Annotated in this window: 32 protein-coding genes; 29 read left to right on the top strand and 3 right to left on the bottom strand. The window is 37.3% G+C overall.

Going from position 1 to position 24,189, the window contains the following annotated elements; all coding sequences use genetic code 11:
• Window positions 1–21: 21 nt before the first annotated feature.
• On the bottom strand, window positions 22–414 hold the full coding sequence (locus BLR86_RS03605; RefSeq protein WP_302847193.1) for an SA1362 family protein: 393 nt from the start codon (window positions 412–414) through the stop codon (window positions 22–24).
• A 339-nt stretch (window positions 415–753) separates the two neighbouring features.
• Here BLR86_RS03605 and BLR86_RS03600 point away from each other — a divergent pair, with 339 nt between their 5' ends.
• The 16 genes from BLR86_RS03600 (at window position 754) to BLR86_RS03525 (ending at window position 12,943) form a co-directional block, all read left to right on the top strand.
• Complete coding sequence (locus BLR86_RS03600; protein WP_090758395.1) at window positions 754–1,251, top strand: YqhR family membrane protein; 498 nt, start codon at window positions 754–756, stop codon at window positions 1,249–1,251.
• A gap of 101 nt (window positions 1,252–1,352) precedes the next feature.
• Window positions 1,353–2,414, top strand: a complete 1,062-nt coding sequence (locus BLR86_RS03595) for a M24 family metallopeptidase (RefSeq protein WP_090758393.1) — start codon at window positions 1,353–1,355, stop codon at window positions 2,412–2,414.
• 20 nt (window positions 2,415–2,434) lie between these two features.
• Window positions 2,435–2,995, top strand: coding sequence for an elongation factor P (efp, locus tag BLR86_RS03590; RefSeq protein ID WP_090758391.1), 561 nt, complete (start codon window positions 2,435–2,437; stop codon window positions 2,993–2,995).
• A gap of 165 nt (window positions 2,996–3,160) precedes the next feature.
• Window positions 3,161–3,604, top strand: coding sequence for a PCYCGC motif-containing (lipo)protein (locus tag BLR86_RS03585; protein ID WP_090758389.1), 444 nt, complete (start codon window positions 3,161–3,163; stop codon window positions 3,602–3,604).
• Between the two features lie 10 nt (window positions 3,605–3,614).
• The gene (locus tag BLR86_RS03580; protein WP_090758385.1) at window positions 3,615–4,298 is read left to right on the top strand and encodes a c-type cytochrome; all 684 of its coding nucleotides are present in this window, start codon (window positions 3,615–3,617) and stop codon (window positions 4,296–4,298) included.
• A 382-nt stretch (window positions 4,299–4,680) separates the two neighbouring features.
• Entirely contained in the window at window positions 4,681–5,739 is a 1,059-nt protein-coding gene (locus BLR86_RS03575) for a hypothetical protein (RefSeq protein WP_090758383.1), read from the top strand.
• Window positions 5,740–5,752: 13 nt separating this feature from the next.
• On the top strand, window positions 5,753–6,217 hold the full coding sequence (locus tag BLR86_RS03570; RefSeq protein WP_090758381.1) for a cytochrome c maturation protein CcmE: 465 nt from the start codon (window positions 5,753–5,755) through the stop codon (window positions 6,215–6,217).
• Between the two features lie 15 nt (window positions 6,218–6,232).
• On the top strand, window positions 6,233–8,215 hold the full coding sequence (locus BLR86_RS03565) for a heme lyase CcmF/NrfE family subunit (protein WP_090758380.1): 1,983 nt from the start codon (window positions 6,233–6,235) through the stop codon (window positions 8,213–8,215).
• Between the two features lies 1 nt (window position 8,216).
• Entirely contained in the window at window positions 8,217–8,720 is a 504-nt protein-coding gene (locus BLR86_RS03560) for a cytochrome c-type biogenesis protein (protein WP_090758377.1), read from the top strand.
• A gap of 12 nt (window positions 8,721–8,732) precedes the next feature.
• The gene (locus BLR86_RS03555; RefSeq protein ID WP_090758375.1) at window positions 8,733–9,110 is read left to right on the top strand and encodes a hypothetical protein; all 378 of its coding nucleotides are present in this window, start codon (window positions 8,733–8,735) and stop codon (window positions 9,108–9,110) included.
• Window positions 9,107–10,102, top strand: coding sequence for a hypothetical protein (locus tag BLR86_RS03550; protein WP_090758373.1), 996 nt, complete (start codon window positions 9,107–9,109; stop codon window positions 10,100–10,102). Before BLR86_RS03555 ends, BLR86_RS03550 begins: the two co-directional genes overlap by 4 nt.
• Window positions 10,103–10,123: 21 nt before the next feature.
• The gene (locus tag BLR86_RS03545) at window positions 10,124–10,831 is read left to right on the top strand and encodes an ABC transporter ATP-binding protein (RefSeq protein WP_254782225.1); all 708 of its coding nucleotides are present in this window, start codon (window positions 10,124–10,126) and stop codon (window positions 10,829–10,831) included.
• On the top strand, window positions 10,831–11,505 hold the full coding sequence (locus BLR86_RS03540) for a heme exporter protein CcmB (protein WP_090758369.1): 675 nt from the start codon (window positions 10,831–10,833) through the stop codon (window positions 11,503–11,505). Before BLR86_RS03545 ends, BLR86_RS03540 begins: the two co-directional genes overlap by 1 nt.
• Window positions 11,506–11,508: 3 nt before the next feature.
• On the top strand, window positions 11,509–12,270 hold the full coding sequence (locus BLR86_RS03535; RefSeq protein ID WP_090758367.1) for a cytochrome c biogenesis protein: 762 nt from the start codon (window positions 11,509–11,511) through the stop codon (window positions 12,268–12,270).
• 12 nt (window positions 12,271–12,282) lie between these two features.
• Window positions 12,283–12,408, top strand: coding sequence for a CcmD family protein (locus tag BLR86_RS03530; protein WP_090758365.1), 126 nt, complete (start codon window positions 12,283–12,285; stop codon window positions 12,406–12,408).
• 22 nt (window positions 12,409–12,430) lie between these two features.
• Window positions 12,431–12,943 carry a TlpA family protein disulfide reductase gene (locus tag BLR86_RS03525; RefSeq protein WP_090758362.1) on the top strand — a complete coding sequence of 171 codons (513 nt, stop codon included), beginning with the start codon at window positions 12,431–12,433 and terminating at the stop codon, window positions 12,941–12,943.
• Between the two features lie 44 nt (window positions 12,944–12,987).
• Here BLR86_RS03525 and BLR86_RS03520 read toward each other — a convergent pair whose 3' ends face one another.
• A complete protein-coding gene (locus BLR86_RS03520) occupies window positions 12,988–13,662 on the bottom strand; it encodes an SIMPL domain-containing protein (RefSeq protein WP_090758360.1) in 675 nt (224 codons plus the stop codon).
• Window positions 13,663–13,827: 165 nt separating this feature from the next.
• Between BLR86_RS03520 and spoIIIAA the strand changes: the two genes are divergently transcribed.
• The 11 genes from spoIIIAA (at window position 13,828) to BLR86_RS03465 (ending at window position 21,421) form a co-directional block, all read left to right on the top strand.
• Window positions 13,828–14,751 carry a stage III sporulation protein AA gene (gene spoIIIAA / locus BLR86_RS03515; RefSeq protein WP_090758358.1) on the top strand — a complete coding sequence of 308 codons (924 nt, stop codon included), beginning with the start codon at window positions 13,828–13,830 and terminating at the stop codon, window positions 14,749–14,751.
• Window positions 14,752–15,267 (top strand): stage III sporulation protein SpoIIIAB, encoded by a 516-nt coding sequence (spoIIIAB, locus tag BLR86_RS03510; RefSeq protein ID WP_090758356.1) that lies wholly within the window; start codon window positions 14,752–14,754, stop codon window positions 15,265–15,267. It abuts the gene before it with no gap.
• A gap of 11 nt (window positions 15,268–15,278) precedes the next feature.
• Window positions 15,279–15,482 (top strand): stage III sporulation protein AC, encoded by a 204-nt coding sequence (spoIIIAC, locus tag BLR86_RS03505; RefSeq protein WP_090758354.1) that lies wholly within the window; start codon window positions 15,279–15,281, stop codon window positions 15,480–15,482.
• A 16-nt stretch (window positions 15,483–15,498) separates the two neighbouring features.
• On the top strand, window positions 15,499–15,888 hold the full coding sequence (gene spoIIIAD, locus BLR86_RS03500) for a stage III sporulation protein AD (protein WP_175492795.1): 390 nt from the start codon (window positions 15,499–15,501) through the stop codon (window positions 15,886–15,888).
• 37 nt (window positions 15,889–15,925) lie between these two features.
• Window positions 15,926–17,125 carry a stage III sporulation protein AE gene (gene spoIIIAE, locus BLR86_RS03495; RefSeq protein ID WP_090759413.1) on the top strand — a complete coding sequence of 400 codons (1,200 nt, stop codon included), beginning with the start codon at window positions 15,926–15,928 and terminating at the stop codon, window positions 17,123–17,125.
• Window positions 17,126–17,136: 11 nt separating this feature from the next.
• Window positions 17,137–17,769, top strand: coding sequence for a stage III sporulation protein AF (gene spoIIIAF, locus BLR86_RS03490; protein ID WP_090758350.1), 633 nt, complete (start codon window positions 17,137–17,139; stop codon window positions 17,767–17,769).
• On the top strand, window positions 17,759–18,409 hold the full coding sequence (gene spoIIIAG, locus BLR86_RS03485; protein WP_090758348.1) for a stage III sporulation protein AG: 651 nt from the start codon (window positions 17,759–17,761) through the stop codon (window positions 18,407–18,409). Before spoIIIAF ends, spoIIIAG begins: the two co-directional genes overlap by 11 nt.
• A 15-nt stretch (window positions 18,410–18,424) precedes the next feature.
• Window positions 18,425–18,979: a SpoIIIAH-like family protein gene (locus BLR86_RS03480; protein ID WP_090758346.1), complete on the top strand. Its 555-nt coding sequence runs from the start codon at window positions 18,425–18,427 to the stop codon at window positions 18,977–18,979.
• Window positions 18,980–19,107: 128 nt separating this feature from the next.
• The gene (gene accB, locus BLR86_RS03475) at window positions 19,108–19,623 is read left to right on the top strand and encodes an acetyl-CoA carboxylase biotin carboxyl carrier protein (RefSeq protein ID WP_090758344.1); all 516 of its coding nucleotides are present in this window, start codon (window positions 19,108–19,110) and stop codon (window positions 19,621–19,623) included.
• A 16-nt stretch (window positions 19,624–19,639) separates the two neighbouring features.
• Window positions 19,640–20,995 (top strand): acetyl-CoA carboxylase biotin carboxylase subunit, encoded by a 1,356-nt coding sequence (gene accC, locus BLR86_RS03470; RefSeq protein WP_090758342.1) that lies wholly within the window; start codon window positions 19,640–19,642, stop codon window positions 20,993–20,995.
• Window positions 20,996–21,013: 18 nt separating this feature from the next.
• Window positions 21,014–21,421, top strand: a complete 408-nt coding sequence (locus BLR86_RS03465; protein ID WP_090758340.1) for an Asp23/Gls24 family envelope stress response protein — start codon at window positions 21,014–21,016, stop codon at window positions 21,419–21,421.
• Window positions 21,422–21,724: 303 nt separating this feature from the next.
• On the opposite strand, the gene BLR86_RS03460 is transcribed toward BLR86_RS03465, so the two are convergent.
• Window positions 21,725–22,771, bottom strand: a complete 1,047-nt coding sequence (locus BLR86_RS03460; protein WP_254782224.1) for a nuclease-related domain-containing protein — start codon at window positions 22,769–22,771, stop codon at window positions 21,725–21,727.
• A gap of 137 nt (window positions 22,772–22,908) precedes the next feature.
• On the opposite strand from BLR86_RS03460, the gene nusB reads away from it, so the two are divergent.
• Together nusB and folD are read left to right on the top strand one after the other, a co-directional pair.
• Entirely contained in the window at window positions 22,909–23,298 is a 390-nt protein-coding gene (nusB, locus tag BLR86_RS03455; protein ID WP_090758338.1) for a transcription antitermination factor NusB, read from the top strand.
• Window positions 23,299–23,325: 27 nt separating this feature from the next.
• Window positions 23,326–24,180, top strand: coding sequence for a bifunctional methylenetetrahydrofolate dehydrogenase/methenyltetrahydrofolate cyclohydrolase FolD (gene folD, locus BLR86_RS03450; RefSeq protein ID WP_090758337.1), 855 nt, complete (start codon window positions 23,326–23,328; stop codon window positions 24,178–24,180).
• Window positions 24,181–24,189 lie beyond the last annotated feature (9 nt).

Below are 24,189 nucleotides of genomic sequence, written 5' to 3'. Positions count from 1 at the left end.
ATACAAGAAAAAATCGAACGTTTATAAGGACGCTCGATTTTTCTTTTTGCCTTTTTTACCATCGATGACTGTTAAGTGAACTGGAGATTTCTTTTTTATCTTATTGCTTTTCTTTAAAGAAGCTAGCGAGCCCAAAGAAGAACTTTTAGTCTGCTGTTCTCCAGTTTTAGATTGCAATCGCTTTTTTGATTTCTTAGCTGCTTTAATAAACGCTTGCTGCTCTTTTTTTTGGGGATTTGCTTTTGCAATTAGACGGAAAACGTAGAATATGGCTAAGCCGACTAATGCAAAGACTGCAATACTTTGAAGAAAACCAATAGGATTACTAGTAAATGCTCCAATAATTCCAATTATTCCTAGAACAATAACACTACCAACCAAAGGAACGGAAATCCGATTTTTCAAGAACGCCACCTCCCTAAGAGCATCATAAGCATTTTCTTAATTTTTTAAACACATAAAAAGTAATGTTTTTGCTAATCTCCAGCCATCGATGTTATCTAAGCATGTCTTCTATTGTTTAATTAATGGATAAAATAGGTAAATAGAGGTATATCAAGAGACTATGTGTGAATTTTTGTATGTACTTAATTTTATTCTACTTCAAACAAGAAAAAACCTCTAGGATGACATAATATTTCCAATTAAAATATTTAATTTATGCAAGTGTAAGGAAAGGAAAGGGCATAATATGGTGGAATTCTGTTGGATAAAAGTATTAGGTATCATACTTTTTTAAGGAGGTAGATGGTTATGGTTAATGAGCCAAAGAAATCAAATTACCCAAAACCCATGTCTTTTACTGCACATGTTTTCTGGACAGGGTTATTTGGAGGTCTTTTTTGGGGAACCATTGGTTTTTTTGCATACTACTTTAACTTCACTGAAATTCGTCCTAATGTCATACTTGAACCATGGGCTTTAGGGAAATGGAAAAATGAATGGCTTGGAACGATTATCTCGATACTATTACTAGGAATGTTATCCGTTGGTGCAGCTTTTGTTTATTCCATTGCACTAAAAAAATTGAATGGTATCTGGATAGGCTTTGGTTACGGTATCACCTTATTTTTACTAGTATATGTTGTATTAAATCCACTCTTTACTAGTATGAAGCCATTTTTAGAATTAAGCCGTAATACTTTTATTACGACCATTTGTTTATATTTAATTTATGGATTATTCATTGGGTATTCCATTAATTATGAATACCAAATCAATCATATGGAAGTTAATGAGACAGCATCTTAACGCTTTATTAGTCTTAAAGTACTTAGATGTGTTAAAATAAATTCTGATATTATTTCATATGGAAAGTTTTCTACAGATTACATACAAGGGAGTGGGAGAAGATGGGTAAAATAGATAAATTAAGATCGAGTTTTTCTACATATGGAATTGACGGTTTTTTAATCACCAGTCAGTATAATCGTCGATATATGACAAATTTTACTGGTTCATCTGGAGTGGTTTTAATTAGTTCTGACACGGCGCAATTTATTACCGATTTTCGATATGTAGAACAAGCCTCATCCCAATGTGAAGGGTATGAAGTTATTAAAATGACAGGAACGCTTGTGGAAGAAGTAGCGAAACAAGCAAAAAAACTAGGTATTCAAAAACTCGGTTTTGAAGAAGATCATTTAACTTTTTCGTCCTATAAAGCTTATGAAAAAGAAGTTGAAACAGAACTTATTCCAGTTTCAGGTGTAATTGAAAAGTTACGCTTGATTAAGACGGAAGCTGAGATTAAGATATTAAAGGTGGCAGCAGATATTGCTGATGCTGCGTTTAAACATATATTGGATTTTATTCGTCCGGGAAAAACGGAGCTTGACGTATCCAATGAACTTGAGTTCTTTATGAGAAAGGCAGGAGCAGCTTCTTCTTCCTTTGATATCATTGTTGCCTCTGGGCATCGTTCTGCGCTCCCGCATGGTGTTGCTAGTGACAAGGTGATTGAAAAAGGAGATTTTGTAACCTTGGACTTTGGTGCTTATTATGACGGTTATGTATCTGACATCACTAGAACAGTAGCAGTAGGTGAACCTGAGGCAAAGCTGAAGGAAATTTACGATATCGTTTTAGAAGCACAACTGAGGGGAATGGCTGGAATAAAGCCAGGAATCACAGGTAAAAAGGCAGATGCACTTACAAGAGATTACATAACAGAAAAAGGTTATGGAGAATATTTCGGACATTCAACTGGACATGGTATTGGCCTTGAAGTACATGAAGGTCCAACTCTTTCTTTCCGTTCAGATTTGGTTCTTGAACCAGGCATGATTGTTACGGTTGAACCAGGTATCTACATACCAGGACTTGGCGGGGTTCGGATTGAGGATGATACTCTCATTACCAAAGACCATAATGATGCACTTACCCATTCAACAAAAGAACTTATTATTTTGTAATCGACATAGGAGGATAAAACATGAGTATTTCTGTTAATGATTTTAAAACCGGTCTAACCATTGAAGTGGATGGCGGGCTTTGGCGCGTTCTTGATTTCCAACATGTTAAACCAGGAAAAGGCGCGGCATTTGTACGTTCTAAGCTTCGTAACCTTCGTAATGGAGCAATCCAAGAGAAAACATTCCGTGCTGGTGAGAAGGTTGAAAAAGCACAAATTGATAATCGTAAAATGCAATACCTATATGCTAGTGGTGATCAGCATGTGTTTATGGATATGGAATCTTACGAACAAGTGGAGCTTCAAGAAAACAATATTGAATATGAACTAAAGTTTTTAAAAGAAAACATGGAAGTTCATATCATGATGTTCGGACATGAAACACTTGGTGTTGAACTGCCAAACACGGTTGTATTAGAAGTTGCTGAAACAGAGCCAGGAATAAAAGGTGATACATCATCAGGTGGTACAAAATCAGCAACCCTTGAAACTGGACTTCACGTTCAAGTTCCATTCTTCATTAATCAAGGTGACAAATTGATCATTAACACAACTGAAGCTTCATACGTCTCACGTGCATAATACTAAGCCTTAGTCCTTAATTGGACTAAGGCTATTTTTTTAACTCTTTCTCGGCTTCAAAGTTTTAAAACTTCACTAAATAGTAATAATTAGTTGGTTCAGTTCAGAACTTAGTTTGCTAAAATTAAACTGAAATTACATCACAAACGAAGGGGTGACAGATAAGTGAAAAAAGTCTATACACTAATGTTCTTCAGTATCCTACTAGTCATAATTGCAGTAGGTTGCAGCTCAAATAAAGAAAAATTAACCCTTGATAAGAAACATAGTCCATTACCTGATTATGTTTTGAACACTTCTGAAAAAATTGAAGAGACATATACAATGGCAGCAACCTATCCCGAGGTTTTAGCTAGTGTTCCTTGTTTTTGCAGTTGTGGAATGATTGGACATAAAAGTAATCTTGATTGCTTTGTAGGGCAATTTGGAGATGAAAATGCGGTTACCGAGTGGTCCGATCACGGTGTAACATGTGATGTTTGTATAGACATCGCGCAGGATTCGGTAGAAATGTATCAAGATGGTAAAAGCCTTAAGAAAATCAGTGACTTAATTTATAAGAAATATGAAGATTATGGAGAGGCAACACCAACTCCTGAACCTAAATAAGGGACAGCTTATGAAAAAAATATTATATGGCCTCTATATACTTATTATTTTTGGAATTGTTGTTTGTCTAATAAATAGTGATATCTTTAATAAAAAGAATACCGAAGCTATTTTTGCAGGAGAAAAAGTCTATAAAAAACAATGCTTGATTTGTCATGGTGAAACTGGAAAAGGTGAAGGGCCAAATGCAGGAACAGCCATTAATAACCAAAACTATTTAAATATTGTATCTGATAAGGATATTTACAACAGTATTAAACATGGCAGAGAAGGAACGGGTATGCCAGCTTACAGTGAAAGATTGTCAGAAAAGGATCTGAATAATCTTGTCACATTTATTAGGGATTGGCAAAAGCAAGAAATTGAATTTGAAGTTCCGAAGGAAATAGCTGGGAATCCTGAAACTGGAATGAAACTATACAATCAAAAATGTCTAAACTGCCATGGTGAGGCCGGAGTTGGAAAATTAAAAATGGGCCCAGCTCTTTCTAATCCACAGTATCTGAAGTTTACAACAGATCAACAAATCTGGATTACTGCTGCGTACGGCCGTGAAAATACTTCGATGGGTCCATCTTTAAAAGGTAAAGAAGGTGTACGGCAGCTTGAAAAAGACGAAATAACAGATATTGTCAGTTATATTCGTTCCGTAAAAGTAAACGACGATAGTAGAATTGATTATCTTGAACCTTGAATTCAATAAATGAATTCAAGGTTTTTTTATTCTCATAGATAGTCTTTAGTTTCAAGATGATGATAAATGGTTTATTTCGGCAAATAACTACAAAATAGTCTATTTGTGAAGAAATTAACAAAACGTTCATTTTCAAATCAACTAGGTATATAGGTTAGGGTTTATAGTACTAGTTGGGATATAAAAAAACAGGAGGATATTTTGGGAAGATAGGTAATTGTGAACATTCTGTGGTCATTTTTTGACGAAAAGGTAACGTTTTTTCTCCTTTTACAAAATGTTCAAATGTGAATCAACTATACATAGGTGATTAATATTATATTTATTTCAAAGAGGGCTATAGTGAAAAATAGTTTCTTATAGGAGCTCAAGGAGGATCATTATGCTTAAAAAAAAGTTTTTGGCTATATTTGTAATCACGTCATTTTTAGCTAGCTTTATCATTCCAAGTGCAAGTGCTGAAACAGCATTTCAGCCAGAAAAGTTTCCTTATACCGATATGCAAATTCAAATAATGCCCGAGTTTGATTATCCTGAAAACTGGCCAAAAGATACCCCGTCCTTACTTATCGGACAATACGGCACTTTTACAAACAAAAGTGGGGCGGATTTCGATGGGAAAATTGAAATTGAAGTACCTGCAAATGATAATGGCTTCCAAGCATATTTAATTGCTGAATTTCCAGAAGACAATAAGCCGGAAGTACAACGTCCTTTTGATGTAGATAAGGATAAGGGAGTTATCACTTGGAAACCTTCTAAACCAATCAAGAAAGATGAATCGTATAGGTTTGTAGTTGAGTATTATACCAGCACAGTAGAAGTAAAAGATGATAGAAGTTTTACTTTTGAATATAGTAACCCAGCTGAAATTGGCACATTTGATGTCATCTTTTACTCACCTATGGATGCAAAAGAGATCTCATTAGAGCCTAAAGCGCCAAACAACACAAAAAGTGAATATGGCGAAGAGCTATTCTACTATCAATACAAAGATGTGAAAATTGGTGAAAACTATAAATATTCTTTTTCATATCAAAAAGATGGATATAAATCAACTTTAGAAGCTATCAATGAGAAACAGCCGCCAAATGATGAAAACCATACGGGTGTTTCTGCAACAGATCAAATTAAAGGTGGTTCTGGTGGATCAGGCAGTTCAGGCTCTGATATACCATTAATAGGTATTGGCGGTGCCATCGTTATTGGAATCGCAATCATCATTGCTGGTTTGTTTGTTTACTTGGGATTAAAAGGTAAATCACAATCTGCACCTAAAACTTCAAGTTCTAAATCAGCAAACAACCCACCTAAGAAGCAACAAGTTAAAAAGGAAAGCAAGTCAATCAACATTGACGATAAAAAAGAATTACGAAAAAAGCTATTAACAGGAAAGATTGACCAAGAAACGTACGATGAGGAAATGAAAAAATTAATTTAATGGGGTGAATGGGTTGAAAAAGAATACGATTGTAATGCTAGGTGGTTTCATAATCGCAGGTGCAATAGTTTTCTTGCTTATGGCAGCAACACCAGGTTCAAGCGGTATTGAATTAACAATGAAAGAGCTTTTAGCAAACCAAGAAAAACATAAAGATGATTTTGTAACAGTAGAGGGTCTATTAATCGAAGAATCTATTAAATGGAACCCAGATAAAATTGAGTTGAAATTCAATATCAAAGATAACGATGGTAATTTAATGCATGTTATCCATAACGGAACAAGGCCAGATAATTTCTCTGAAGGGGTTATTGTAATCCTCCAAGGAGCGCCTACTAAAAAAGATACGTTTGTCGCTGAAACAGTTAAAACAAGATGCCCTTCGAAATACGAAGGAGAAGATGTTGAAAACTATGATCCTGAGGCACATAAAAAATTATTAGATCAGCCACCAACAGAACCAGACACGGCAAAATAATAAGAAGGTGACAATATGTACTTATTTGCTAATGCAACCATCTATGTAGGCTTAGCGCTTGCAATATACTCACTCCTGATCATCACATTGGGGATTAGCACGAAGAATCAAAAATTAATCAACAGTGGTAAAGGTGGAGTAATGGGAATCCTAGTTTGTGCTACGATGGCCATGCTCTCCTTATTCTATTTACTCGCTACATCTCAATTTCAATATGAATATGTTACGGATTATACAAGCAGTGAACTGCCAGTTATTTATAAGCTTACAGCCTTATGGGCTGGGAATTCAGGATCATTGTTATTATGGACTTTCTTCTTAGTTCTTTACACCGTAATGATTGCCTTCTCAAGAAAAATGAGAGGAAATCCAATGGTTCCATATATTTCCGCCATTCTATTGGGAAATATCGTATTCTTCTTCCTAATCCTTGGGTTCGTTGCTAAACCGTTCATTCTTTTGGATCAAGTTCCGATTGAAGGTCATGGTTTAAACCCAATGCTGCAAAACCCAGGTATGATTATTCACCCAGTTACCCTTTACCTTGGTTATGTAGGACTCGCTATTCCATTTGCGTTTGCAATGGCTGCACTATTATTGAAAAATGTCGATGATTTCTGGATTAAAATGACAAGACGCTGGACGATTATAGCTTGGTTATTCTTAAGTCTAGGAAATATATTCGGCGGTCAATGGGCTTATGTGGAGCTAGGTTGGGGCGGTTACTGGGCATGGGATCCAGTTGAAAATGCCTCCTTTATGCCTTGGTTAACGGCAACTGCGTTCTTGCACTCTGTCATGATCCAAGAGCGAAAAAACATGTTGAAAATTTGGAACATAAGCCTAATTATTACGTCTTATGCATTAACGTTATTCGGAACATTCCTTGTACGTAGCGGTGTACTGACATCCGTACACGCATTTGCTAATTCAAATCTTGGATTATACTTTCTAATATTCATGGGTGTAGCAGTAATTGGTGCCTTATATGTGTTAATGAGCCGTTACAACCTCTTGAAACGTAGTGCAGGAGAATTCAATTCATACATTTCGAAAGAAAGCAGCTTCTTATTAAATAACCTATTGCTAGTAGGAGCAGCGTTTGGTGTATTCTGGGGAACAGTTTTCCCATTAGTATCTGAAGCTGTACGAGGTACAAAGGTTACTGTGGGTATGCCGTTCTTTAATACGGTTCAAGCACCAATTCTATTGTCGATGATGTTTGTTATGGCTGTTTGTCCATTACTTGCATGGCAAAGGTCATCACTCAAGAATTTAAAGAAAAACTTCTTAATTCCAGCAATCCTTGCGGTTGTTGCAATGGCATTAATGGTCGTTCTTGGTATTCAAAAAGCCTGGGCAGTAATTGGCTTTGGGGTAATCGTTCTATTATTTATCACACATTTCCTTGAGTTTTACCGAGGTGTTAAAGCACGAAGAAAAATGACGAAGGAAAAAGTTCATCTTTCACTTTATCGACTAATGACTAAAAACCGTCGTCGCTATGGCGGTTATATCGTCCATATTGGAATAGCATTTATTGCAATGGGTATTATCGGTTCACAAAACTATGATGTGCAAACAATGAAAACTGTGAATCTAGGAGATTCTATTGAAGTCAAGGATTATCGTATTAATTACGAGCGTCTTGATCAAAAACGAGAAGGTATTAATGACATCGTATATGCGGAAATGACCGTATTCAAGGATGGAAAACGCATTGGAAGCATTCAGCCTGAAAAAGTCTTTTACGGCAACTGGGATCAGCCTTCATCAGAAGTTGGTCTAATCTCATCCTTAAAAGAAGATTTATATATTGTTTTAAGTGATTGGGAGAATGATGGCAAAGCAACCTTTATTGTAAAAGTTAATCCAATGATTGCATGGCTATGGATTGGCTCTTTCATGATTGTCATAGGTTCGCTATTTGCAGTTTGGAATGGAAAATATCAAAATATTACTCCACGATACACAGGAGTACGCAAAGAGGTGTCTTAATATGAAAGGTAAAATCCTTATTGGACTCCTTCTGATTACATTTATTTTTCAAGCTTCATTCTTTCAGGTTGGAGCTGAAGAGTTTGACTACAAGTCTAAGGAATTTGAAGCGGCTGCCTCACAATTTATGTGTACATGCGGCTGTGGTCAGGACCACTTCGAATGTGACCCAAAGACTTGTAATCTTACGATTGGGTTTAAGGAAGACATCGTTGGGATGATGAACAAGGGCTGGGATAAGGACAAAATTCGTGAATACTATGTCAATATTTATGGAGAAGAAATTTTAACAGCTCCAGAAAAAAGCGGGTTCAGTTTAGTTGCTTGGGTACTGCCTTTTGTAGTATTAGGGATTGCAGGGGTGGCGATTTTCTTCCTCATTCGAAAATGGGTGAAGAAAAATGGAACGGATGAAGGAACCCTTGACAACGATATCGATAAGGATGAAATAGAAGAGGAAATTCTTTCATCCATGATTGAAGAAGAACGCAAAAAGTACCTTTAGGATGTGAACATAATGCAAGAAATCTCGGTCATATCAATGATATTTACTGCTGCACTTGTGCTAATTTGTTTATTTCTGGTTCTGGCACCATTCTTTTCTTTTGATTCCTATTTAAGTTTCGCGAGCAAGGGGCAAGATGCTGCATCAAACAAAGAAGTGCTTTTATCTACTCTTAACGAATTAGAGTTTGAGTATAAGATGGATAAAATTTCACACGCTGATTACAAAAATCTTAAGAAACAATATGAATCTCAAGTTGTCAGCATCATGAAGGATGAAGAAGAGCAAATGTCAGGGACGACCATTGATAAGGATTTAATGGCAGAAATTGAAAGTGAAATAGAAGCTACTATGAATAGTTATAAAAATAAAAAGGGGGAAGGAAAGTGATCAAAAAAATCACAGTACTCCTCCTCGGACTGCTGCTGTTCATTCCATTCAATGGAATGGCAGCTGCAGAATCTCCGATCTCAATCGATATGCACTATCTAGTCGTTAGTCCTTCAGAAGATGGGTCAACCAATATGATGAATATGGTGAACTTCACCAATACTACAGCAGAGGAATATAAAGGCGACGGCACCGGCGAAGCAGTACTGAATGTTACAATACCCAAAGGCGCAACAGGATTTTCTTTTTTAGATAACAAAACAGCTCAAAAACAAGTGGATACAGGATTTATCACTACAGATCCTATACCGGCAAATCAAACATTGGTTTTGCCATATAGCTATAGAATGGCGAAGGGCGAGGAAATTAATTTAAGCTTTGATTACCCTGTACAGGCAATGCAAATTCTTGTTCCAGAGGGAATGGGAAGTATCGAATTTAAAAATGTAACTGCTACTAATCAAGGTCTTTTCAAAATGGATGATCAAAATTATCAGGGCTATAGCGTGGAAGGAATCGAGGCCAAACAATCCTTTACGATGATTTATGACAAAGATAAACAGCCAGCAGCGAGTGAAACCAAAGGCTCTTCAGAACTGGGCGCAGGAAAAGCGAATACAAATGTAACCAAAACAGCACCTGCGTTTCATAATCCTGGCCATCTTCGGATGTGGGCACAATCCCCTTTAAGAACCTTTGATCCGCATGTCTTCTTAATTGTCATGTCTGCCATTATTATCGCAGCCCTATCCTATTTTGGTTACTTTAGGATGAAGGCAAGGGCAGAAGAGAAAAGGCTTGGTGCTGATAAAGAAGAAAGTGCATTTAAAAATCTCATGGCTAAGCAAAAGGCTATAATGGATAAGATTCTCGAGCTTGAAGAAAATTTCAGTGATGGAAACATGTCTGAAGAGGATTATCAAAATAAATTGGCAGCATATAAGCAGCATTTAGTACAAGTAAAAATGAACTTACGCCAATTTGTAGAGTAACAGTCGGAATGCGAGGGATACATGATGATTGAAATAAAAAAGCTTACAAAGCAAGCCGACAATAAGTTAATCCTACGAGGTGTAGACCTATCAATAAAACAAGGTGAAACGGTTGCTATTCTCGGTCCAAATGGTGCTGGAAAGAGTACTCTGCTAAAAGTGCTGGCAACCTTAATTAAGCCTACATCAGGACTTGTAACGATTAACGGATTGGATTTGAAAAAAGACCATATTGAAGTAAAAAAATTGTTTGGATATTTACCTCATTCCAGTTTGCTTTATGATCACTATACTCCATTAGAAAATCTAGTTTTCTTTGGAAATTTATACGGCGTCAAGGATGTTGAAAATAAAGCAAGGCAACTTGTAAAAGAAGTGGGTCTCTCATTCTTTATCAATGAACCTGTAAAGAATTTCTCTCGTGGGATGATTCAGAGGATTGCGATAGCAAGAGCGATCATTCATGATCCGAAAGTTATGCTGCTTGATGAACCACATACAGGCTTGGATCAAGGTGCCATTAATATCCTAAATAATGTTGTCCTCTCTATGAAAGAGAAAGGGTGTACAACATTAATGGTCACACATGATTTCAAACAAGCAGCAGAAATCTGTGATCGAATTGTCATTGTGAAAAATGGCAAGATTGCAGATGACTTTAAAATTAACAAACATTCGTTAGGTTTAGTTTCAGAAAAATACCAGGTTTTAGTGGAGGGAGTATCATAATGTTAAGAGCAGCCCTCACAATTGCCAAAAAAGATATCTATTCAGAATTAAGAACGAAGCAAGTTTTGGGAACGATGATCATTTTTGCTGGTTTAGTTATATTAGTACTTAGCTTTGCTTTTGATCCGGCAAACAATACGACAAAAGCAGTTATACCCGGCGCTGTCTGGATCATCATTGTTTTTTCAGGAATTTTGGGACTTAACCGTTCTTTAGTGTCTGAACAACGAAATGATACGATGCATGGGTTATTGGTTGCTCCAATGGATGCATCCAGCATCTATTTAGGAAAATTCATGGCAAACTTCTCGATGATAATAATAGTAGAGATTGTTGCAATACCGTTTCTGTTTCTATTGTTTGATTTTAAACTGACTGGAAGTATTTTGTATTTCATTTTAGTGCTATTTGTCGGTAGTTTTGGCTTCATCGCCATTGGCACCTTTTTGGCTGCTCTTGCTTCCAATTCAAAGAGCAGTGAAATGTTATTACCGCTTCTCCTATTCCCAATGACAAGTCCTGTCTTAATTGGAGTTACGCAAGCGACAAAAATTATCTTAACAAATATGGAAAAATTACCGAACGCTATTGCTTGGATGCAATTGGTTGCAGCCTATGACGTAATCTTCTTTGTTCTTTGTTTTATCCTAATTGAGTATGTCCTGGAGGTTTAAAAAATGAGTATGAATCTCGAAAGAGAAAAAACGACCCTTCCTATTGAAGAAGTAGTCCAAGTCAAAACATCTATGCTTACGAAAGTTTTATACACTGGAATGGTAGTATCCATGCTAGTAGCATTTTACTTTATTTTCATGTATGCAGAGGTTGAAAAGACCATGGGTGTCGTACAAAAGATATTTTATATGCATGTTCCATCAGCGTGGGTTGCCTTTTTAGCATTCTTTGTGACATTTATTTTCAGTATCTTATTTTTAATAAAGCGCAAACGGATTTATGACACCTATGCCTATGTATCTGCAGAGATCGGTGTGGTTTTTACTGCTATCGTATTAACAACAGGTCCAATCTGGGCAAAATCTTCTTGGAATACATGGTGGGCTTGGGAACCACGCTTAACCACAACATTGATTCTATTCTTCCTTTATATGGCTTACCTAATGGTTCGCCAAATGGATGGCGTTTGGGACAAAAAAGCTAGATTAGCTGCTGTTTTTGGAATTATCGGATTCGCTGATGTACCAATTGTATTCTTTGCCATTCGCTGGTGGCAATCCAAATTCCATCCAATCGTTTTTGGAGATGGCCCTTCACAAGAAGGAGGAGGAATTGCTCCAAGTATGCTTGTTGCCTTATTGATTACAATTGCGGCATTTACCATCCTGTATGCATACCTCCTTCACAAGGGTGTTTCATTTGAAAATATGAAAATCAAAGTAGGTCACTATAAAGAAAAATTACGCGAAAGATTAGAAAACTAGGAGGAATTTATTATGGGATTCATGTATGGAGCTTATTCAGTCGTTTGGGTAATCATTTTTGGTTATATGCTTCTTATCGGAAAACGTCATAACAGCCTTAAGAAAGATATAGAATTCTTAAAACAACTGGATAAATAAGCGGTTGTTAGGAGGTAGCACTATGAACAGACGAGTCATTAACTTACTCGTATTGTTTCTCTTGATTGGAATGTTTGGCTTTTTCGGATATAGTTTGGCAAGCAAAGGTGATAATACTGATGTTGGTGATCAGGCTTATAATTTTGAGCTTCCAAACTTAGATGGTACGGATACGAAGCTTTCTGATTACAAGGGAGAAATAATCATCTTGAATTATTTTGCATCATGGTGTAAACCATGTGTAGATGAAGCTCCAGAACTAGAGGCATTCGCAAAGGACTACGGTGATAAATACAGATTAATCATGATTAATAAGGGTGAAACAAAGGACCGTGTAAAAAAATTCCTTGAAAAATATAATACACCTGCTGTTTACGTATTTGATTACAATTCTAAAGTTGCCAAAAAGTATAATGTTACAGGGCAGCCAGAAACATTTGTTATTGATAGACAAGGCGTTATAAGAGAACACTACAACGGGCCAGTAACCTCCGCACAACTTTACGGAATGGTTAAGAAATACGATCAAAAGTAAATGTAAAAGGATTGAGCCACTCATCATGGTTCAATCCTTTTTTTTTACCCATTTATTGAACTATATTTATACTCTGTTGAAACATTTGCTCGGATAAGGAGCTGACCCGGTTGAATGGGTGTTGAGCTTGCTCCTTTAGCAAACGCCACTTGATGGCTCTCAAATGGTTGAATCGTAGCTCCACCCTCCACGACAAGGATCGGGGTAGGATTTAATGTCACTCGTAAAGTGGTGGCGATGGTTTGCGCCTTGTTGTTTGCATTGTTTAACGCCATAACTAGTGCTTGTTGGTAATAAGCTTCCTTATACCTTGAAGTAAATTGAACATGAGCAACAGAGTTGGCTCCGTTCTCCACAGCAGTATCTACTACCTTTCCAATAGTAGATAAATCGTCAATTTTCACCTGTAAAATATGTGTGATTTTATGACCGCGAAAAATCTGTTGTCCAGAAGAAAAGTCATAGTCAGGTTCGATGCGATAATCAACCGTCTGTATCTGATTTTTATCAATCCCTAAGGCAATTAGGGCATTAATGATCTTGTTTGCAATGATTGAATTCTGCTGCTGTGCATCCATTAGTTCTTTACTTTCCGTCACTACTCCAAGATTAACAGTTGCTGTATCAGGCTGAACGGCAATTTCCCCTTCACCATTCACTTTTATTAAATGATTCCTCTTCGGCAAGTTGTTACGTTCGCCCGCATTCGGATTGTACATGGATGTTTCCCCCTTATTATTTGGCTTAGTTTCATTCTACTAACTCTGCTAGAAAAATAGAATATTAGAGTATTTTGAAAGAATTGAAATTTTCAAAGTCATATTGCGTATCGAAAGGCATACATTTTAATTAATGAGACAAGCAACTCGTAAGGAGGAACGAATGTGGAAACGATCCTAAAATTCTTACCAAAAAACATTGCCGATCTAATTAACAAACTCCCTCCTAATCAAAAAGAAGAATTGGAAGAAATCCGAATTCGCATCAGCCGACCAATAGAAATTACCCTAAAAGGAGCTCCAAGATTTCTATCGTATATTATTCGGCAAGAAGATGCTTTCCATTTAATGAACAAGATCAGCCAATTCTCCATCTATACATTAGAGGAAGAGTTAAAGCGTGGGTATATCACTGTTTCAGGAGGTCATCGCATTGGTCTTGCAGGTAAAGTAATCCTTGAAGATGGAAAGGTAAAGGCGATACGGGATATTGCTTCTTTTAACATCCGAATTGCCAAAGAGAAGATTGGGATTGCCGAAAAGATTACTCCTTTTATTTTCAAAGACTCTTGGATGCATACGATGATAATTGGACCGCCACAAACAGGCAAAACAACGCTGTTAAGAGATATGGCCCGAATTATTTCAACGGGAAAACTAGAAAAGGGAATCCAAGCATATAAGGTAGGAATCGTTGATGAGCGCTCTGAAATAGCAGGATGTGTAAATGGGATCCCCCAAATGTCATTCGGACACCGTCTAGATGTGCTCGATTCCTGTCCAAAGGCTGAGGGGATGATGATGATGATTCGTTCAATGAGTCCAGATGTGTTAGTTGTGGACGAAATTGGCCGTAAAGAGGACGCTGAAGCAATTCAAGAGGCGGTCCACGCCGGGATAAAACTAATGATGACCACTCATGGCTCCAGCTTGGATGAAGTAAAGAACAGACCGTCGTTAACAACCATTATTGAACAAAACATATTTCAACGATTTATTGTATTAAGCAGATTTCATGGACCGGGAACCATTACACATATTTTGGATAGAAACGGAAAAGAACTGAGTCGAAAAGTGAGCGTGACCTAAATGGTTAAAATAATTGGTGCTATTTTTATTATTCTCGCTACCACTTGGACAGGATTTGAAGTTGCCAAACATTTAAGTGAACGTCCTAAACAACTCAGGCAATTAAGATCCGCGCTGCAATCATTAGAAGCTGAAATTATGTACGGTCATACACCCCTGCATGAAGCTGCAAGGAGATTAGCGGCGCAATTATCAAAACCATTATCATCATTCTTTGAGGGCTTTGCAAAGAAACTGACAGATACTGAAACAACTGTCAAGGACGCTTGGGAAGAAAGCTTGAAAGAGGTTTGGAAACAAACTGCACTTAAACAAGGTGAATTTGAGATTATGAAACAATTCGGTGAAACCCTTGGGCGGCATGATCGCATTTCCCAGCAAAAACATATTATGCTAACTCTTTCCCATCTCGAAAGAGAGGAAGCGGACGCAATTGAAAACCAAGCAAAATACGAAAAAATGGTAAAGAGCTTAGGATTCTTTTCGGGACTATTACTGATCATTTTATTAATTTAGGGGGAAAAGCAATGGGCTTAGAGGTAGATATTATTTTTAAAATAGCTGGGGTGGGAATCGTCGTAGCGTTTTTGCATACCGTTTTAGATCAAGTAGGAAAAAAGGAATATGCCCAGTGGGTTACATTATTCGGTTTTATTTATATTTTGTTCCAAGTCGCATCGATTGTGGACGACCTTTTCCAGAAAATAAAATCAGTCTTCTTGTTTCATTAGAAAGGAGGGCTTTGCCATTGAAATTATTAAAATAGTTGGAGTGGCTCTTGTCGCAACCTTTCTTGCCTTAATAATCAAAGAACAAAAACCAAATTTTGCCTTCCTTTTAATTGTATTTGTAGGATGCAGTATTTTCCTATTTTTAGTCGATAAAATCTATGAAATTATTCATATGCTGGAAAGGCTGGCAGTAAATGCAAATGTGAATTTGGTTTATGTAGAGACAATCCTAAAAATTATCGGAATTGCCTATATTGCTGAGTTTGCATCTCAAATTACTAAGGATGCAGGACAGGGTGCTGTGGCATCGAAAATTGAACTTGCTGGGAAAGTGTTGATACTTGCGATGGCTATTCCAATTTTAACCGTAATGATTGAAACAATTATCAAGCTGATTCCAAGCTAATTGGTCATTTTCTTTTTAAAACAAGAGGTGAAAAATGATGAAGCAAAAGCTGCAGATTATTCCCATTATCATTCTATTATTCTTAGTATTTACTTCGACAAGTGTACAAGCTAACGAAAAAGAGAGTCTTGCCTCTACACCTCTTTCTCCACAGGAATTAGTTGACGCACAGCTTAAAAATATGGATTTAACAGAGCTAAAACAATATTGGGAGGATATCCAAACGAAATATGGAGGCTTCCTCCCAGAAAGCCAAAAAGGAAGTTTGTATGATTTTGTTAAGGGTGATAAGAAATTTACTTTCAAGGATTGGACACAAGGAATCCTAAAATTCTTGTTCCATGAATTTGTTGTGAATGGTAAATTGCTAGGTTCTTTAATACTTCTTACGATATTCAGTATGTTTTTACAATCGATGCAAAATGCATTTGAAAGCAGCACGGTTAGTAAAGTTGCCTATTCAATTGTCTATATGGTTTTAGTCATTCTTGCTCTTAATAGTTTTCATGTCGTCATAGAGTATACCAATGAAACAATAGGGAGCATGATTTCCTTTGTTCTCTCCCTTATTCCGCTCCTGTTAGCATTAATTGCCTCTTCTGGAGGAATCATTTCAGCAGCTTTTTTTCACCCAGTTATCTTGTTTTTAATGAATATAAGCGGGATGTTTATGCAATATGTCATACTTCCACTGCTCTTTTTAGCCACGCTTCTGAGTATTGTCAGTACGATGTCGGATCATTATAAGGTAACACAGCTAGCTCAGTTGATCAGAAATTGGAGCATCGGTTTAATGGGTCTTTTCTTAACCATTTTTCTAGGGGTTATCTCGGTTCAAGGTGCTTCCACAGCCATTACCGATGGAGTTGCCATCCGCACAGCGAAATTTGTTACAGGTAACTTTATCCCGGTGATAGGTAGAATATTTACGGATGCCGCGGATACGGTTGTCAGTGCCTCAGGATTGTTAAAGAATTCAGTTGGTATTGCAGGTGTAGCCATTCTACTAATTATCGTTGCTTTTCCAGCTCTAAAAATCCTAATGATTGCGTTTATTTATAAATTTGCTGCCGCTATTTTACAACCATTAGGCGGGGGACCCGTTATTAAATGTTTAGATATTATAAGCAAAAGCGTTATTTATGTTTTTGCTGCACTGGGGATTGTCTCTCTCATGTTCTTTTTAAGTATTACCGTTATTGTGGCAGCCGGGAACCTAACAATGATGATGAGATAGGGGAGAAAGTGATGGACTTTTTAATAGAATGGGTAACTAATATTATTCTTTTTATTCTTCTGGCAACTGTTATCGATATGCTGCTTCCAAATACTAGTATGCAAAAATATACAAAAATGGTTACGGGGCTGCTGTTAATTGCCATTATTCTGACACCGATTTTTAAATTAATCTCAAAGGACTTTGAAACGGCAATGGCTCAAATCCCCTCCTTTCAAGGTTCTGGAGAAAAAAATATGGAAAATTTAATAGAATTGCAGAAAAAAGAAATACAAGCCTCCAATCATGCATATATTTTAGAAACGATGGCTGTCCAGCTTGAAAAGGGTGTAAAAGAGGAGTTGATGGAACAATTTGGTTTGGAAATTGTAAAAATTGAACTAACCACCAAGGATGATAGTCAAGAATCATTCCCTGAAAATCTTGAAATGGTTACAGTTCGCCTGCACCAGCCAGAAACAGTAGTTACGACAGTCGAAGCTATAAAACCAGTAAGTATTAATACGGGAACACCTCTTCCATCTAACGATCTAACAGATGAATCAGAAAAAATCGCCGCTTTTCTTTCGCAGCAATGGAATGTAACCGAAAACGCAATTGAAGTCTCGGTTGAAGGGGGGATAAATAAACAGAATGGAAAATAATAAAGGACCATTTTCATGGCTTAAAAACATAGTTTCAAAGGGTGAAAATACCGATAAAAAGGCAGGGAAATATCAATATATGATCCTTGTTCTTTGTATCGGTGCAGCCTTCATGATTGTCGGCAATGTATTATTTTCTGACAAATCAACTCCTAGTGAGAGCCAGGCAGTCAATAGCAGCCAAGGCAAAACGGAAGAAGTGGAGACATTCGGACTTAAAAAGGATTCAAATAATAAAACTATTGCTAGTTACGAAGAATCATTCGAGAAAGAGCTGACAAAAGCACTTGAGGAAATGCTCGGAGTAGATAATGTAACTGTCGTGGTCAATATTGATTCTACAGATAAGAAGGTGCTGGAGAAAAATACAGTAACTAAATCTCAAACAACGGAAGAAAAGGACAACGAGGGTGGAGAGAGAAAGGTACAAGAGACCTCAACCGATCAGCAAGTAGTTATCATTCGTGATGGGGAGAAGGAAGTGCCCATTATTGTTGGAGAGGTTAAACCAGATATACGTGGCGTGCTGGTAGTCGCTAAAGGTGCAGAAAACATTCAAGTTAAAAAATGGATAATTGAGGCAGTAACACGATCGCTTGGTGTTCCAAGCCATCGCGTTGCCGTTATGCCTAAAAAATAAAAGGGGGATTTACGAATGTTATTGAAAAAACAAACGGTTTGGTTATTAACAATGTTAAGTTTGGTAGTAGTATTATCAGTTTATTACATTACTTCACCTGAACAAAAAAGCAATGAACTAGCAGCAGTGAAACAAGAAGAGAAAGCGGATCAAAAAGAAACAAAAACAGATACTGAAACGAAGGATGGCGATACCATTATTTCACAGGTTGCTGGTGATGAAGAATTTGAATCGCTTCGTTTAAAGCTTCAGGATGATCGCAGTGAATTAAAAGAACAATTAACCGATGTAGTGGCAACAACTGGTCTCCCTCCAAATGAAAGAAGTGAAGCAGTTGATCAAATGAAAAAGTTAAATGAAATTGCCCAAAAGGAACAAACGCTTGAAACATTAATTAAGGCAAGGGATTATGAGGACGTCCTCGTTAGAGCAGATGGTCCAACTGTTAAAATTATTGTAAAGTCTAAAAAGGAATCTTCAAAATCCGAAGCGAATGCGATTATCAAAATGGTGAAAAAGGAAATTGGTGAAACAAACTTTGTAGCTGTAGAATTCCAGCCTACTAAATAAGTTTAAAAGGAAAGCCGTCGGCTTTCCTTTTTTTAGCTGAACCAGAAGAAGGATATTGAACTTTTGCAAGGTATTAGCGTATAGTATTAGTAGTTAGTCTTAATTTTGCAGGACAAGGAGTGTTCAGATTGTTAAAAGTACAAGAAATACGTGAATTAATAAAATTGGTTGACCAATCCAGCATTGAAGAATTTGTATATGAAAATGAAGGTTCAAAAATTAAAATGAAAAAAAATACTGGAACAACAGTAGTAACTACAGTCCAATCAGCTCCACAGGCTACAACTCAAGCTGTTCCTGTGGTTCAAGCAGTACCGAAAGTGGTAGCAGCGGAAGCACCTATTCAAGATGCGGTACCGACTACAGCAGACAATGCTGCTGCATCTCAAGTGGATACAGCAAATTTACACAAAATTACTTCCCCAATGGTTGGGACATTTTATGCTTCTCCAACACCTGAAGCAGATGCGTACGTTAAATCAGGCTCTGTTGTAACGAAGGATTCTATTGTTTGTATTGTTGAAGCAATGAAATTATTTAATGAGATTGAGGCTGAAATTAACGGTGAAATCGTTGAGGTACTTGTAAAGAGTGGACAATTAGTGGAATACGGACAGCCATTATTTTTAGTAAAACCGGAATAAGGAGCTGGTAACGCAGATGATAAAGAAACTGTTAATTGCAAACAGAGGCGAAATTGCAGTCAGAATTATTCGTGCATGTAGAGAAATGGGAATAGAATCCGTTGCCGTTTTCTCTGAAGCAGACCGTGAAGCTCTGCATGTACAACTAGCCGACGAAGCCTATTGCATAGGACCGACATTGTCAAAAGATAGTTATTTAAATGTAACAAATATTATAAGTGTGGCAAAATTAACAGCGTGCGATGCGATACACCCTGGCTACGGTTTCCTAGCAGAGAATGCAGACTTTGCTGAACTTTGCCGTGAATGTAATATTACCTTCGTAGGACCAAGTCCTGAAGCGATTACGAAAATGGGTACGAAAGATATTGCTAGGGAAACCATGCGCGAAGCGGGTGTTCCGATTGTACCGGGATCAACTGGTATAATAAATGATATTGATGAGGCACTCGAGCTTGTTAGTAGAATTGAATACCCAGTAATCATTAAAGCAACTGCTGGCGGGGGCGGTAAAGGAATCCGCGTAGCAAAAAACGAACAGGAACTTATTAAGGGTATTAGTATTACACAGCGGGAGGCTTTAACTGCTTTTGGTAATCCTGGAGTGTACATAGAAAAGTATATTGAGGATTTCCGTCATGTTGAGATTCAAGTAATTGCAGACACCTATGGAAACACTATTCATTTAGGAGAAAGAGACTGTTCGATTCAACGCAGGCTTCAAAAGCTCTTAGAAGAGACTCCTTCACCAGCATTAGATGGAGAAATTCGTGCTGAAATGGGAAATGCTGCAGTAAAAGCAGCAAAAGCAGTTGATTATTCAGGTGCAGGAACGGTAGAATTTATATATGACTACCGCAATCGGAAATATTATTTTATGGAAATGAACACAAGGATACAGGTGGAGCATCCTATAACTGAAATGGTCACAGGTATTGATCTGATTAAGGAGCAAATCCGAGTAGCTTCTGGGGAAAAACTATCGGTAAATCAGCAGGATGTTACGTTTACTGGCTGGGCAATTGAGTGCCGAATTAATGCCGAGAACCCTGAGAAGAATTTCATGCCATCAGCAGGAAAAATAAATATGTATCTCCCTCCCGGCGGTTTTGGTGTTAGAATTGATTCAGCTGCTTACCCAGGTTATACCATTCCACCTTATTATGATTCTATGATTGCGAAAGTTATCACATATGGTAATAGCAGAGAGGAAGCAATCTCACGAATGAAACGTGCTTTAAGTGAATTTGTGATCGAGGGTATTCATACGACCATCCCGTTCCATATAAAATTACTTGAGCATGAAAAATTTGTAGAGGGACAATTCAATACGAAGTTTCTTGAGTTACATGATGTGATGAAGTCTATCTAAAATCTGGAGGTGTACTTTATGAGCGAGTATAATGTATTAGAGATGAATCAAGGAAACAGCGGACATGGGAAAGTAGAAATCGCACCTGAAGTAATTGAAGTAATTGCTGGTATTGCTGCTTCGGAGGTCGAAGGAGTCGCACAAATGCGTGGCAATTTCGCGACTGGTGTGGTGGAACGATTAGGAAAGAAAAACCATGGCAAAGGTGTTAAAGTAGAATTATCTGAAGAGGGAATTAAAGTTGATGTATACTGCCTAATGAAATTTGGGGTATCCATTCCTTCTGTAGCAGGAAAAATACAAGACAACATCCGTCAAGCATTACTTAATATGACAGCGTTAGAGGCTGAGGCAGTAAATATCCACGTTGTTGGCATTTCATTTGAAAACCAAAAGCCAGAACCAGAAGTGGAAGAAGAGATCTAAGAATCGGACCAAAGGAGAAAATCCTTTGGTTTTTTCTTTTGAAGGACAAAACTTTTCAGCTGATTCGCAGATTTGTCCTTCATCCTGGGTATGAAGGACAAAGCCCAGCAAGAAATCGAGAGAAATGTCCTTCTTCCTGGGTATGAAGGACAAACTCCAGCAAGAAACCAAGAGAAATGTCCTTCATCCTGGGTATGAAGGACAAACCCCAGCAAGAAACTGAAAGAAATGTCCTTCATCCAATTAATGTAGTATTAACGCACTATTAACGGATAAATTTTATCTCTTATCTATGATTCATTCTTAATACGTCCATTGGTGAACGCCTTTTATATTAAGATTCTTTCCCAGTATCCTGCTTATTCTTTTTCTTGAATCGACTACGCTACACCATTCATGAATAATGTTTGTTGTAATTTTCTGTTCTGGAAAAAGGAGTTTGAACTCCTCTACATTGCGCATAACTGCACTGGTTACCAGTTCATCGTATCCACATTCACCACAAATCAAGTTCCATCCAGATATAGTCACTGAAAAGGAGTCACATTTACAGCAGGTCAACCCTTTTTTTATCGTCTCAAATGTATAGGTGGGCAACTGGATTTTTGGTGGCTCCACCTGGTGCAATGAAATGAGTTTGTCCGCTAAATTTTTATGCGCCTGATTGAGCCGCGACGGCTTCTGCTCTAATTTTTGCATAAAACGGTCAATCTGAGTTGGAAGAATAAAAGGCAGGTTAGGTGGAGTTTGATATAACGTAAATTGGGGATTAATGAAAATAACATAAGCCTCAACTGTAAGTTTACTTCCTAGCGATTTAAGTAGCTGGCTTAGCAATAACTTACTTCGTTTAAGTTGGTCTAGCGGGTTTGGAAGATCTCTTCCACCGAGTGTTTTAAAATATTCAGAGTCATAAAGGTACTCTCCTTCAAAATTTTTCACCTCAAACAGGGAATAAGTATCTTGAAAAATAAGGGAAGAATCAAGTTGGAAACTTGACTTGTTGCTCTCAAGCTGCAAATCATTCAAAATATGACAGTCACGTTGGATTTTCTCCGTCAGTACATCAAACTGTAACTCCCCTTGAAACCCTTTTTCTTGATTTAAATAATACCAATGCTCCTCTTCGGTTAATTTCATCCGTTTAATCAAAATTCGTAAAATCATTAATACTAGTGGTTCACTTCGCCCTTTGTATGGCACAGCCCACATCTCATATCCCACATCCTTTCTACATCCAATCATATCTAAAAAATAAGATAAAAAGAATGTATACTTTGTGAAACCGATGTCAACTCTCCAAATAGTAAACTCTTCTTTTTTACTTTTACTGTTATTAGTATCCTGCAACGAAGTAAAAATAGGTTCTGACAGTGCGAATCGCTTTTAGTTATGCTATTATCTTTTATGTGCAGAATATTATCATGCAATCGATGTATGAAATTTGACAAAAATTAATTATTATCTCTAAAGGAGTTAACGGTATAATGAAAAGAAGAACAGCAAGGGAAAAAGCGTTACAAGCACTATTTCAAATCGATGTTAGTAACACAGATCCAGCATCTGCTATTGAACATGTTTTGGAGGGGGAGTCAGGAGACGACTACCTAACAAAACTAGTTTTAGGTGTAGTTGAAACAAAAAATGAAATTGATCCGTTAATAAAGGAAAATCTTGAAAAATGGACGATTGATCGTTTAGCGACTGTTGACAGGAACTTATTAAGGATTGCCATTTATGAATTAAAATATTTCCGAGATGAAATTCCTGAAAATGTTATTTTAGATGAAGCCATAGAAATCGCCAAAATATACGGTGATGAACAATCTAGTCGATTTATTAATGGGCTCCTTTCGAAGGTAAAAGAAAAACTATAATAAAATATCAACATAGGGGGAAATGTCATGGCAGCAATTATTATTGATGGGAAAGAAATAGCCGCGAGAAAAAAGGTGGGAATTGCTGAGGAAGTCCAAAAATTAAAGGAATTAGGGGTGACACCTGGACTTGCGGTCATTCTTGTGGGTAATAATCATGCCTCGAGAACCTATGTAACAAATAAAGAAAAAACATGCCGGGACCTTGGGATGCACTCAGTGTTGATTGAATTATCAGAAGAGGCTACCCAAGAAGAACTACTTACAAAAATAGATGACCTTAATGAAGACCCAGCAATCCACGGTATTCTCGTTCAACTCCCACTTCCAAAGCATATTGATGAAACGAAAGTGATAGAATCGATCTCTCCCCTAAAGGATGTCGACGGGTTCCATCCCATTAATATTGGAAGAATGATGACGGGTCAGGATGCTTTCTTACCCTGTACACCATTTGGAATCATGGTCCTATTAGAAGAAACAGGTATACCTATTGCAGGGAAACATGTAGTCGTGGTTGGCAGAAGCAATATTGTTGGCAAGCCGGTCGGTCAGTTATTCCTTAATCAGCATGCTACTGTTACGTATTGCCATTCAAGGACGAAAGATTTACAGTTTCACACAACCCAGGCAGATATTATTGTGGCAGCAGTTGGTATAGCCAACTTTATTAAAGCTGACCACGTAAAAGAAGGCGCCGTCGTTATTGATGTCGGGATTAACCGGAATGAAGCAGGAAAGCTTTGCGGCGATGTTGCTTTTGATGAAGTAAGTGAAAAAGCCGGTTATCTTACCCCAGTTCCAAAAGGAGTAGGTCCGATGACAATAACTATGCTTATGTATAACACGCTTAAATCAGCAAAAAATACGCTGCGGTTCTAATAAGGAGTT

Source organism: Bacillus sp. OK048, from assembly GCF_900103525.1.
Taxonomy (GTDB): Bacteria; Bacillota; Bacilli; order Bacillales; family Cytobacillaceae; genus Neobacillus.
The sequence above is the reverse complement of the archived record's forward strand: the minus strand, read 5'-3'. Positions and strand labels throughout refer to the sequence as shown.

Excerpts from the sequence above, each read along its gene's own strand:
- BLR86_RS03520 (WP_090758360.1), bottom strand. The coding sequence starts at position 13,662 with ATGTACAATCCGAATGCGGGCGAACGTAACAACTTGCCGAAGAGGAAT.
- accC (WP_090758342.1), top strand. The coding sequence starts at position 19,640 with ATGATAAAGAAACTGTTAATTGCAAACAGAGGCGAAATTGCAGTCAGA.
- nusB (WP_090758338.1), top strand. The coding sequence starts at position 22,909 with ATGAAAAGAAGAACAGCAAGGGAAAAAGCGTTACAAGCACTATTTCAA.
- BLR86_RS03575 (WP_090758383.1), top strand. The coding sequence starts at position 4,681 with ATGCTTAAAAAAAAGTTTTTGGCTATATTTGTAATCACGTCATTTTTA.
- spoIIIAC (WP_090758354.1), top strand. The coding sequence starts at position 15,279 with ATGGGCTTAGAGGTAGATATTATTTTTAAAATAGCTGGGGTGGGAATC.
- BLR86_RS03560 (WP_090758377.1), top strand. The coding sequence starts at position 8,217 with ATGAAAGGTAAAATCCTTATTGGACTCCTTCTGATTACATTTATTTTT.
- spoIIIAF (WP_090758350.1), top strand. The coding sequence starts at position 17,137 with ATGGACTTTTTAATAGAATGGGTAACTAATATTATTCTTTTTATTCTT.
- efp (WP_090758391.1), top strand. The coding sequence starts at position 2,435 with ATGAGTATTTCTGTTAATGATTTTAAAACCGGTCTAACCATTGAAGTG.
- BLR86_RS03465 (WP_090758340.1), top strand. The coding sequence starts at position 21,014 with ATGAGCGAGTATAATGTATTAGAGATGAATCAAGGAAACAGCGGACAT.
- spoIIIAG (WP_090758348.1), top strand. The coding sequence starts at position 17,759 with ATGGAAAATAATAAAGGACCATTTTCATGGCTTAAAAACATAGTTTCA.
- folD (WP_090758337.1), top strand. The coding sequence starts at position 23,326 with ATGGCAGCAATTATTATTGATGGGAAAGAAATAGCCGCGAGAAAAAAG.
- spoIIIAE (WP_090759413.1), top strand. The coding sequence starts at position 15,926 with ATGAAGCAAAAGCTGCAGATTATTCCCATTATCATTCTATTATTCTTA.
- BLR86_RS03565 (WP_090758380.1), top strand. The coding sequence starts at position 6,233 with ATGTACTTATTTGCTAATGCAACCATCTATGTAGGCTTAGCGCTTGCA.
- BLR86_RS03535 (WP_090758367.1), top strand. The coding sequence starts at position 11,509 with ATGAGTATGAATCTCGAAAGAGAAAAAACGACCCTTCCTATTGAAGAA.
- BLR86_RS03555 (WP_090758375.1), top strand. The coding sequence starts at position 8,733 with ATGCAAGAAATCTCGGTCATATCAATGATATTTACTGCTGCACTTGTG.
- BLR86_RS03530 (WP_090758365.1), top strand. The coding sequence starts at position 12,283 with ATGGGATTCATGTATGGAGCTTATTCAGTCGTTTGGGTAATCATTTTT.
- BLR86_RS03545 (WP_254782225.1), top strand. The coding sequence starts at position 10,124 with ATGATGATTGAAATAAAAAAGCTTACAAAGCAAGCCGACAATAAGTTA.
- BLR86_RS03540 (WP_090758369.1), top strand. The coding sequence starts at position 10,831 with ATGTTAAGAGCAGCCCTCACAATTGCCAAAAAAGATATCTATTCAGAA.
- BLR86_RS03480 (WP_090758346.1), top strand. The coding sequence starts at position 18,425 with ATGTTATTGAAAAAACAAACGGTTTGGTTATTAACAATGTTAAGTTTG.
- BLR86_RS03600 (WP_090758395.1), top strand. The coding sequence starts at position 754 with ATGGTTAATGAGCCAAAGAAATCAAATTACCCAAAACCCATGTCTTTT.
- spoIIIAB (WP_090758356.1), top strand. The coding sequence starts at position 14,752 with ATGGTTAAAATAATTGGTGCTATTTTTATTATTCTCGCTACCACTTGG.
- BLR86_RS03580 (WP_090758385.1), top strand. The coding sequence starts at position 3,615 with ATGAAAAAAATATTATATGGCCTCTATATACTTATTATTTTTGGAATT.
- BLR86_RS03595 (WP_090758393.1), top strand. The coding sequence starts at position 1,353 with ATGGGTAAAATAGATAAATTAAGATCGAGTTTTTCTACATATGGAATT.
- BLR86_RS03525 (WP_090758362.1), top strand. The coding sequence starts at position 12,431 with ATGAACAGACGAGTCATTAACTTACTCGTATTGTTTCTCTTGATTGGA.